Source organism: Pseudomonas reactans, assembly GCF_013385825.1.
GTDB lineage: Bacteria > Pseudomonadota > Gammaproteobacteria > Pseudomonadales > Pseudomonadaceae > Aquipseudomonas > Aquipseudomonas reactans.
Genome location: NZ_JACAPG010000027.1, coordinates 133,540 through 143,856, shown reverse-complemented (window position 1 = coordinate 143,856; position 10,317 = coordinate 133,540). Strand labels below are relative to the sequence as shown.

8 protein-coding genes are annotated in these 10,317 nt (G+C 60.4%); 4 read left to right on the top strand and 4 right to left on the bottom strand.

Annotated features, from left to right (window positions below):
- Together HX868_RS30605 and HX868_RS30120 are read left to right on the top strand one after the other, a co-directional pair.
- Positions 1 to 212: hypothetical protein (locus HX868_RS30605; RefSeq protein ID WP_218168863.1), on the top strand; the 212-nt coding region annotated here is incomplete at its 5' end.
- An 83-nt stretch (positions 213 to 295) separates the two neighbouring features.
- Entirely contained in the window at positions 296 to 2,632 is a 2,337-nt protein-coding gene (locus tag HX868_RS30120) for a putative bifunctional diguanylate cyclase/phosphodiesterase (protein WP_177005364.1), read from the top strand.
- A gap of 61 nt (positions 2,633 to 2,693) precedes the next feature.
- Here HX868_RS30120 and HX868_RS30115 read toward each other — a convergent pair whose 3' ends face one another.
- On the bottom strand, positions 2,694 to 5,111 hold the full coding sequence (locus tag HX868_RS30115) for a glucose/quinate/shikimate family membrane-bound PQQ-dependent dehydrogenase (RefSeq protein WP_177005363.1): 2,418 nt from the start codon (positions 5,109 to 5,111) through the stop codon (positions 2,694 to 2,696).
- A gap of 429 nt (positions 5,112 to 5,540) precedes the next feature.
- Entirely contained in the window at positions 5,541 to 7,559 is a 2,019-nt protein-coding gene (locus tag HX868_RS30110; protein WP_177005362.1) for a TonB-dependent receptor, read from the bottom strand.
- A 141-nt stretch (positions 7,560 to 7,700) separates the two neighbouring features.
- Between HX868_RS30110 and HX868_RS30105 the strand changes: the two genes are divergently transcribed.
- Positions 7,701 to 7,934, top strand: coding sequence for a VF530 family protein (locus tag HX868_RS30105; RefSeq protein ID WP_016977534.1), 234 nt, complete (start codon positions 7,701 to 7,703; stop codon positions 7,932 to 7,934).
- A 4-nt stretch (positions 7,935 to 7,938) separates the two neighbouring features.
- Positions 7,939 to 8,562 (top strand): Pr6Pr family membrane protein, encoded by a 624-nt coding sequence (locus HX868_RS30100; protein ID WP_177005361.1) that lies wholly within the window; start codon positions 7,939 to 7,941, stop codon positions 8,560 to 8,562.
- Here the strand turns inward: HX868_RS30100 and HX868_RS30095 are convergent, their stop codons facing one another.
- Positions 8,563 to 9,330, bottom strand: a complete 768-nt coding sequence (locus tag HX868_RS30095) for a siderophore-interacting protein (protein ID WP_177005360.1) — start codon at positions 9,328 to 9,330, stop codon at positions 8,563 to 8,565.
- Positions 9,327 to 9,848 carry a PadR family transcriptional regulator gene (locus HX868_RS30090; protein WP_177005359.1) on the bottom strand — a complete coding sequence of 174 codons (522 nt, stop codon included), beginning with the start codon at positions 9,846 to 9,848 and terminating at the stop codon, positions 9,327 to 9,329. The genes HX868_RS30095 and HX868_RS30090 overlap by 4 nt, the downstream gene beginning before the upstream one ends.
- Positions 9,849 to 10,317 lie beyond the last annotated feature (469 nt).

Genomic DNA, 10,317 nt, shown 5'->3' with positions numbered 1-10,317 from the left:
CCTTTTGGTTACTTTTGGGCTTTTCAAAAGTGACCCGCCGTAAGGGCGGAACCCATATCAGCCGTTACCCAAATAACGGATATGCCCCCCCAGCCAACCCATTGTCGCCAAAAAACCGCCACAAAATTCCCCAGTTTTATTGGGTGCACTTAACCCAAGTCCCAGCTAATCTCCTAAGACCTAATATTCAATCCAAATGGATATTTTTTTGACGCCAGGTCAGCAGTCGCAGGGAATGCACATGACAAAGGGACGTAGTGGCAGAGAGAGGCGAACGCTGCCAGAGGGCACTGCAATGAGGTGGCGCCACACGTTCCAAACCCGCATCGCCGGGGTGCTGGCGCTGTTACTGCTGGTGGTGGTCGGCGCCACTTATTTCGCCGTGAAGACCGCCACCACTCGCGCCGTGGAAAACCAGGCGCAAGTTCAATTGCAAACCGGTAGCCAGGTGTTCGAGCGCCTGCTCGACCTGCGTGGGCGTCGCCTGCAATACGGGCTCGACTGGCTGACCGTAGATCTCCCCTTCAAACAGGCCGTGGCCGAAGGCAATACCGTGCCGATTCTCGCTGCATTGCGTCGCCACGGTACGGGCATCCGTTCCAGCGAAGTGTTTGTGCTGGGCCTGGATGGCAAGGTCATGGTCAGCACCTTGCCGATCCTCACACGCGGTCAGCTATTCCCCTATGACGACGCCCTGCGCCATGCCCGACGCACGGGCCTGCAGATGCTGGTAGTTGCCCTGGATGGGCGGCCCTACCTGTTGGTGCAACGCGAAGTGATCGACGATCTACCCATTGCGCGCGTTGTCATGGGCTTTCCCATGGACAAGCTGTTCGCCAATGAACTGCGCTCCATGAGCAACTTGGAGGTGTCGTTCCTAAGTGTGCAAAACGGCACGCCGGGCCCGCTGTTCAGCACTCAACCGGATGCTTACCAGGCCGGCACGCTCAGCCTGTTGCGCGAAGGGCATGTCGACCCTGAACCGAAAATCCATGTGTTTTATGGTCAGCGTGTGCTCAGCCAGGTGTTGCCGCTGGCCAACACCGGTGATGGCGATGAAGTGCGGGTGCTGCTGCAAAGCCCACTGGACCATGCCCTGGAATCCTTTGCGCCCCTGGACCGGCAATTCCTCGGGATTGCCCTGGCGGTGCTGTTGGTGTCGTTGGCCGGTGCGTTGTTTTTGGCGCGGCGGGTATCGCGCCCGCTTAATGCCTTGGTGCAGGCGGCCGAACGTATCGGTGCCGGTGATTACCGCACGCCGGTGCGGGTGCGCAGCCACGATGAATTCGGCTTGCTGGCCCGTGCCTTCAACGCCATGCAGAGCGGCATCGCCGTGCGCGAGCGGCAGTTGGCACACAACGCCTTGCATGACCCGCTCACCGGTTTGCCCAATCGCGCCCTGGCCATGGAGCGCCTGGGCAGCGCGATCAGTGCGCGAAGGCCGGTGGTGTTGCTGTACGTCGGCATCGAGAATTACCGGGTGATCAACGAAGGCTTCGGCCCCGAGGGCGTCGAAGAGATGCTGCGTGAAGCCAGCCGCTGCCTGTCCATGAGCCTGTTGGCCAGTGACACGGCGGCGCGCATCGCCGGTAGCGAGTTCCTGCTGTTGCTGGAAAACACTGAGGTTGACCGCGCCGTGGCCCGTGCCGACCGTCTCTACACGCTACTCACCGAGCCCCAGCGCATCGGCCATGACGAGCTGCGCCACGAGGTGAGCATCGGCATCGCCGCCTACCCGGCCGACGGCCAACAGGTGGAGGAGTTGATCAGCCGCGCCGCCATCGCCCGGCATGACGCGGCCAGCCTGCCAGGGCATTTGCAGATCTACCAACAGGACCGCGACCTGGCCCACCAACGCCAGATCACCCTGATCCGCGACCTGCGCCGTGCCGCCATCGAGGGCGAATTGTTCCTGTGCTACCAGCCCAAACTTGACCTCAAGCACGGCCACGTACGCCAGGCCGAAGCCTTGTTGCGTTGGCAGCATCCTACCTTGGGCCAGGTGTCTCCTTCCGAATTTATCCCCCTCGCCGAACGCACCGGCAGTATGAGCAGCCTGACCCTGTGGGTGATCGAAGAAGCCATCCGCCAGATTGCCGAGTGGACGCAGCGCGGCATGCTGATCCAGTTGTCGGTGAATATCTCGGTGGACGACCTGGCCGATGATGATTTGGCGATTCGCGTCACTGCGTTGTTGATGCAGTACCAAGTGGAGGCCGAGCAGCTGATTTTCGAGATCACCGAAAGCGCGATCATGCACAACCCGCAACAGGCCCTCAGTGTGTTGGAGCAGTTGCGCGGCTGCGGTATCAGTTTGTCGGTGGATGACTTTGGCACTGGCTATTCGTCCCTGGCGCAATTGCAGCGCCTGCCGGTTCAGGAATTGAAGATCGACCAATCCTTCATACGCAACCTCGATAGCACCAGTGGCGACGGGGTAATCGTGCGTTCCACCATCGAGATGAGCCACAACCTCGGGCTCAAGGTGGTGGCCGAAGGCGTGGAATTCGCCCCCAGCCTGAAGCTGCTCAAACAGTGGAACTGCGACACCGCCCAAGGCTATCTGATCAGCCGGCCGTTGAACGCCATGGCGTTCGAAATGTGGATGCGTCGCGAGCGGGTTCCGATTTAACCGGCATAAAAAAGGCGGCTACCTTCACAGGTAGCCGCCTTTGTTTTACCGCCAGTGAAGCTTATTCCGGCAGTTTGAACGCCATCACGTAGTCACCCTGTTTGGTTCCCAGGGAACCGTGACCGCCGGCCATGACCAGCACGTACTGCTTGCCGTCTTTACCGGTGTAGGTCATCGGGGTGGTTTGCGCGCCGGCTGGCAGGCGGCCTTCCCACAGTTGCTTGCCGTTTTTTACGTCATAGGCACGCAGGTACTGGTCGAGCGTACCGCTGAGGAACGCCACGCCACCGGCCGTGGTGAAGGTGCCGCCCAGGCTAGGCACGCCCATGGTCAGCGGGATCGGAACCGGCGCGCTGTCACGCACGGTGCCGTTCTTGTGCATCCAGATCGTTTTGTGGGTGGTCAGGTCGACCGCCGCCACATAACCCCATGCCGGTGCCTGGCACGGCAGACCCATTGGCGACAGCATCGCTTCGAGGATCACACCGTACGGCGCGCCTTTGTTCGGCTGCACGCCTTCGGTTTCGCTGACGCGTGGACCTTGCTTGGCAATATCGGCGGCCGGGATCAGCTTGGATTTGAACGCCATGTAGCTCGGGTTCACGAAAGCGATCTGGCGTACCGGGTCGACGGAAATGCCACCCCAGTCGAACACGCCGAAGTTACCTGGGTAAACGATCGAACCTTGCAGCGATGGCGGGGTGAAGGCCCCGTCGTAGCGCATGGATTTGAAATCGATGCGGCACAGCAGTTGGTCGAACGGCGTCACGCCCCACATGTCACGCTCTTTGAGCGGCGGTGGCATGAAGTTCAGGTCGGACTTCGGTTGGGTCGGCGAAGTGTGGTCGCCAGCAACAGCGCCTTGCGGCACGGCCACTTCGTGGATCGGCACTACCGGCTGGCCGGTCGCACGGTCCAGCACGTAGATGCTGCCTTGCTTGGTCGACGCCATCACCGCCTGCTTCACGCCGGCTTCGGTCTTGATGTCGATCAGCGACGGCTGGCCGCCCACGTCCATGTCCCACAGGTCATGGTGAGTGAACTGGAAGGTCCACTTCACGTGGCCACTGTCGATGTCCAGGGCCGTCAGGCCGGCGCTGTATTTTTCCGAGTCTTCGGTACGGTCGCCGCCGTATTGGTCGGGCATCTGGTTGCCCATCGGCAGGTAGAGCATGCCGAGTTTTTCGTCCACGGCGAACATGGACCACATGTTCGGCGAGTTGCGGGTGTAGGTCTTGCCTTCGGCCAACGGGGTGGTGTCGTCCGGGTTGCCGCTGTCCCAGTTCCACACCAACTTGCCGGTGTGCACGTCGAACGCGCGGATAACGCCGCTCGGCTCGTCGGTGGAGACGTTGTCGGTGACGTGACCGCCGATCACGACCAGGTTCTTGGTCACGGCCGGTGGCGAGGTGGAGTAGTAACCGCCGGGGGCGAAGCCACCGATGTTGGCACGCAGGTCGACCTGGCCTTTGTCACCGAAGTCTTCGCACATCTTGCCGGTGTCGGCGTTGAGGGCGATCAGACGAGTGTCGGCGGTCGGCACGAAGATGCGTTTCGGGCAAGCATTCGGCGCGGCAGCCGGGCTGGCGCTGCCTGTCGGACTCTGCTCGGACGCGTAGGCGGCGTCATCGTGATACGACACGCCACGGCAGGTCATGTGGGCCCAGCCCTTGAAGTTCTCGGCACCCATGCTGCTGATCTTCGGATCGAAGCGCCAGATTTCCTTGCCGGTGTCCGGGTCCAGCGCTATCACCTGGCTGTGCGGCGTGCACACGTAGAGCATGCCGTTGACTTTCAGCGGGGTGTTTTCTGCGGTGGTCTCGCCTGGATCGTTCGGGCCAGGGATGTCGCCGGTGCGATACGTCCACGCCGGCACCAGCTTGTGAGCGTTTTCCGCGGTGATCTGCGCCAGTGGCGAGTAGCGATCGCCGTAGGCCGAACGGCCGTAGGAGTTCCAGTCGCCATCGGCCTGGGTCGGTGCAGCGCTGGCCATGCCAGGGACTGCGTCGCGGTCCAGTTGGCCGGTCTTGACCATTTCACCGGGATTGGTGAATTGGCTGGCCAGGGCGGTAGCACCCGCCAGCACCACGGCCACGCTCAGCGCGCCAGTGCCCAGCGGGGCAGGTTGGCCACGCAGCAACGGACGGCGAAACCACGGAAGCAACATGACGATGCCCAAAGCGAACAGCAGCGCCAGGCGCGGCACCAACTGCCACCAATCCAGGCCGACTTCCCACAGCGCCCACACGGTGCTGGCAAACAGCACCAGTGCGTACAGGCCCAGCGCGGCGCGACGGGTGGCCAGCAGCAGAAGGCCGGTCAGGGTGATGCCGATACCGGCCAGCAGGTAATACAGCGACCCGCCAAGCATCGTCAGCTTGATACCCCCGGCCAGCAAGGCCAGGCCCATGATCAGCAGCAAGACGCCGAGCAGCCTGGGCAACAGGCGGCTTGGGCTCGAAGCACCATCAGTGCTCATAGTGTGTTTCTCCGTGACGTTGGAATTATGTATCCCCGTGTTTCTTCACTGTAGATGACGATTCGACACGGGCTTGGTTCAGCGTTAATTCGGTTTTTCTGGGGATAAGTGTGGTTATCCACAGGCGGGCGATTTATCCCCAGGCGCAGGTCGGTGTAAGACAGCGCTGTCTTGGGCGGAGGGGGAATTCGGCAAGATGAGGTCGACCGCGGACGTGAAACGTTTCAGTTTGTTGCGGCAAGGATAAAGGGAGAGGGCGTCGAGAGAAAGCGTCAATCGCAAGATGCATCATTTCAGATTTGGTAACAGTGACAGAACGTCGCTGCAAAGGGCCCTGCAAAACCTGTAGGAGCCGGCTTGCCGGCGATGGCGATTACAAGGACGCCATCGCCGGCAAGCCGGCTCCTACAGGTTAGAATTGCGGTGTTTTTAGAAGGTGGTTCGCACGCCGAACTGCACACTGCGCCCCGGCGCCGGTGCAATGTCCCGCAAGATCGAGCTGGCATACCGCACAGTCTGGTTGGTCAGGTTTTCACCGTTCACGAACGCCAGCCACTGGCTGCCACCCATGTTGAAGTGATAACCCGCGCTCGCCCCCAACGTCGTGTAGCCATCGGTGCCACTCTCGTTATCCGGCACACGGCCTTGGCCCGCCGCATGTTCCACGTCGATGCGCGCCTGCCAGCGGTCCAGTTCCCACAGCAAACCGCTGTTCAAGCGCAGCGGCGCAATGCGCGGCAAGGCTTCGCCGGTGTCCAGGTTGGTGGCGCGGGTGTAGTCGCCCGACAGCTCCAGCGCGAACTTGCCGTAGGCGCTTTCGCCAAGTTTCCAGTGATCCTGGGCTTCGAAGCCGGCGAAACGTGCACGTACACCGGAGTAGTTGTACTCAGGTTGGCCACCTGCGTCTTCTTCACCTTCTTCGTTCAACGTGCGACCACTGCCGAGCAGGCCGATGTAGTTGGAGAAGCGGCTGTAGAACACGCCGAAGCTGCCTTTGTGAGTACCATTGTCAAAGCGCAGGGCCAGGTCGCTGGACACCGCTTTTTCTTTGTTCAGGTTGGCATCCCCACGCTCGTAAGTGTTGGTGGCAACGTGGGTGCCGTTGGCATACAGCTCGTAGAACGTCGGTGCGCGCTCGGTGTAGCCCAAGGTTGCCGCCACGGACCAGATTGGCGTGAGGGTATACACGGCGCCGGATGACAGGCTGCCGGCGGTGAAGTCATTGCTTTTGTCGGCTGTGGCAAAGCGTGCGTTGCCCTTGGCGTCCGGGTCGACGCTGGTGTGTTCCAGACGCCCGCCGAGGCTGAGTTTCAGGCGTTCGGTGGCTTGCATTTCTTCGAGGATAAACAGCGCGCCCGCGTTGGTGTCGGTCTGCGGTACGAAGGCTTCTTCACCGAGGGCCGAGAACTCGTTGCGGGTCACTTGAGCACCGACCACGCCATCGAACGGGCCAATCGGTTGATGGCGGGCTTCAACGCGCGCTTCGTAACCCTTGTTCTTGAAGGTGGTGCCGGTTTCGCCGCCTTCGATCTCGCGGTGCTCGTAGTCGGTGTAGCCGGCATCGAGTTTCACCGAGGTAAACGGGCCTTGCAGGTTGCGGATTTCCGACGCAAACGCGTAGTGATCCTGCTTCATGCGGATACGCACGTCCTGTTCGGCCGGCGAACCGTAGTTCGCGTCGTAATTGCTGTAGGACAAACCGGCATAACCGTCGTCCCAGGTGTAGGAACCGCCCACTGCACCGCCGTCCTGGCGTCCATCACTGTTGCCCAGGCGCCCGTTTTTACCCGGAGCGTCTTCGGTTGCCGGCGCGTGCCGACTGCGCGCCTGGCCGGGGATTTTCAGGTCGTTGAATTCCCGCGCGTTGGCATCCAGGTGCAGGGCAAAGGTGCCGTTGCCGGCTTCCAGTTTGCCCGCGCTGCTGCGCGTGGTGTCGGCGCCGCCGTAGCGCAGCTCACCGGCACCGTGGATGCCTTCGATGGCCTCGGTGGGGATGCGGTTGTCGAAAGTGTTAACCACACCGCCGATGGCGCTGCCGCCATACAACAACGCTGCCGGGCCGCGCACGATTTCAATGCGGTCGACGTTGACCGGGTCCAGCGGCACCGCGTGGTCGTAGGACAGCGACGATGCATCCAGCGCACCCACGCCATTGCGCAGGATGCGAATGCGGTCGCCATCCTGGCCACGGATGATCGGCCGGCTGGCGCCTGGGCCGAAGTACGAAGACGACACGCCCGGTTGCTTGTTCAACGTTTCGCCGAGGCTACCTTTCTGTTGCAGGGTCAGGTCATCACCTTCCAGCACGGCGGTAGGCGAGGCGAGCTGTTCACTGCCCAGCGGGTTGCCGGTGATGACTTGGGGCTGCAGCTCAAGCGCGTGGGCTTCGGAGCCGATCAACAGGGCGGCGGCAAGCGGGGACAAGCGCCATAGAGAAGAGAAGGACATCAGACACATTCCTTGGCAAAACGACTAAAAGAGTTGAAAGGTATAGTTACAATATAACATCTCTTTTTCGTTGAGGACGGGAACTTTTTTCTTCGTGCTAAAGTGAGCGGCTGTATTTCTACTTTTTGTAAAAGGCCCGGCATGACCGCGACAAGCAACGACCCACTCCACGGCGTGACCCTGCAGCACGTCCTCACCACCCTGGTGGAACACTACGAATGGGAAGGCCTGGCCGAGCGTATTGATGTCCGCTGCTTCAAGAGCGACCCCAGCATCAAGTCGAGCCTGACGTTCCTGCGCAAAACTCCGTGGGCGCGGGAGAAAGTCGAAGGCCTGTACGTAAAACTGATGCGCACCAAACGCCCGCTGGATTGATTCGATGAAGCGGTTCGTGGCGGCAGCGGCGCTGGCCGGTTGGGCGGGGTTGGCGATCCAGCAATACCTGATTTTCTATTCGCGCTGGGAATCCGGTGCCAGCCTGTTGGGCGGGTTGATCAACTTTTTCAGCTTCTTCACCGTGCTGACCAATACCCTGGCGGCGGTGGTGTTGAGCTATGCGCTGGTGAAACGTGATTCCCCTGCCAAGCGGTTTTTCCTTGCGCCGGTAATCTGCAGTGGCATCGCCGTGAGCATCCTGGTGGTAGGCCTGGCGTACAACCTGCTGCTGCGCCATCTGTGGCAGCCCGAAGGCTTCCAGTTCATCGCCGATGAGTTGCTGCACGACGTGATGCCAGTGCTGTTTTTCATCTACTGGTGGCGATGTGTGCCCAAGGGTGATTTACGCTTGAAGCACATCGGCGGCTGGGTGATTTACCCGCTGGTGTACTTCGCCTACGCACTGCTGCGGGGGGATTTGCTCGGGCAGTATCAGTACCCATTCATTGACGTGAGCACCCTCGGCTATCCACAGGTCTTTGTGAATGCCGGGGGGATTTTGCTGGGCTTTGTGCTGATCGCGTTGGCGGTGGTGGGGCTGGATAAGCTGATCAAGCCCCGGCGCTGATCATTCCTCTTCGCTGCCTTCGGCACGCCAGTAACCCACGGCCTTGAGGTAGTCCTCATTGACCTTGTGCGTGTCCAGCAGCACGCGGCGCACACGGCGTGACAACTTGGTTTCAGTCGCCACGAAGCTGTACAGCGAACCGCTCGGCAACGTGAGGTTTTGAACGGTTTCGAGCAGGTCATCCTGGCCACGGATCACCCAGATCACTTCAACATCGGCGGCGCTTTGCAGCGGCTGCTTTTCTTGTGCATTGGCGATCTCAATCACCGCCAGCACCTTACGCCCCGCCGACAATTCTTCCAGGCGCCGCGCGATGGCGGGCAGGGCGGTTTCATCGCCGATCAGCAAGTAGCTGTCGAAGATATCCGGCACGATCAACGAACCCCGAGGCCCGCCGATGTACAGGTGTTGGCCGACCTGCACTTGCTCGGCCCAGGTGGACGCGGGGCCGTCGCCGTGCAGCACGAAGTCGATATCCAACTCACCAACGCTCAGGTCAAAGCGACGCGGCGTGTAGTCGCGCATGGCTGGTTGTGGGCCGTCGCCCTTGATGGTGAAGGTCGGGCTTTCCAGCGCGGCCTGCTCGGCGGCGTTCTGTGGAAACAGCAGTTTGATGTGATCGTCGGCACCCAGGCTGACAAAACCCGCCAGCTCTGGCCCGCCCAGGGTGATGCGACGCATGCGCGGTGTAATGTCGACCACCCGCAACACTTGCAGGCGGCGGCGTTTGATTTCGTGGGTCACGCGGTGGATGGCTTGAGTATTCATTGGTCTTTCCCGTCGGCAATGGCTTGAGCGGTGCTATTGAGCAGCGCCGCGACACGAACGATTTCTTCCGGGCTCCAGCGCCCGTGGTGCGAGTGCAGGGCATGACGCAGGTTATGTACCGCCTCGTGGATTTCCGGTGGGCGATCATGACCGCGCAGTGAGCGCTTGCTCACGTCGATGCGCATGCGCACGCCGTCCAGGGCGACCTGTTGCTCGCTTATGAAGAGACGACCGGCGTCGGTGATTGTGTAGCGTTTTTTTCCGCCATCGGCGTCGCCCTGGATCAAATCGCTTTCTTCCAGGAAGGTCAGGGTCGGGTAGATCACGCCGGGGCTGGGGGTGTAGGCGCCGTCGAACAGGCTTTCGATCTGGCGGATCAGGTCATAGCCATGGCAGGGCTGTTCGGCGATGAGTGCCGGCAGCAGCAATTTCAAATCGCCGGGCGCAAATACCCGGGGGCCGCGACCGCGGCCGGAGCGCGGGTCAAAGCCGTCGCGCGGGTGAGGATGGTCTCGCATGGTAGGAGCCTCTGTGTGTGTCTAGATATAACTTAAGATATATCTTGTGAGGCTCGCAAGGGCTTCCGACAGACGGTTTCCATTTCCTGGAGCACTCTTTTATTCGTTAGTTAATCTTGCTCAAGTAAACATGGTTATTTTGAGTGAATGTAATCTGCTTCTTACATACGCTTCCTTAACTAAACTATTCTCATTAGTGCAGTTGTAGTCTGATTCTTACAGCTGTTTTAAAAGTTTTGGCAAATTGCCATATTCTTCCTATATGTCCTGATGTAACAGGGCTACGCAACGTGTTGAATTTCCCGGCTTACATTCTCAAGGCGAACATTGAAACTTGCCTGGCTTCGAACGGGTTCCAGATTTGCAATGCAAATAGTTGGAAAAACAGAACCGCAGTGACCCTGTGTGCACTCAACTTTTTGCCGAACTAAATCAAGGATTACCACCTGGTCGTCGCTTAACTGATAGT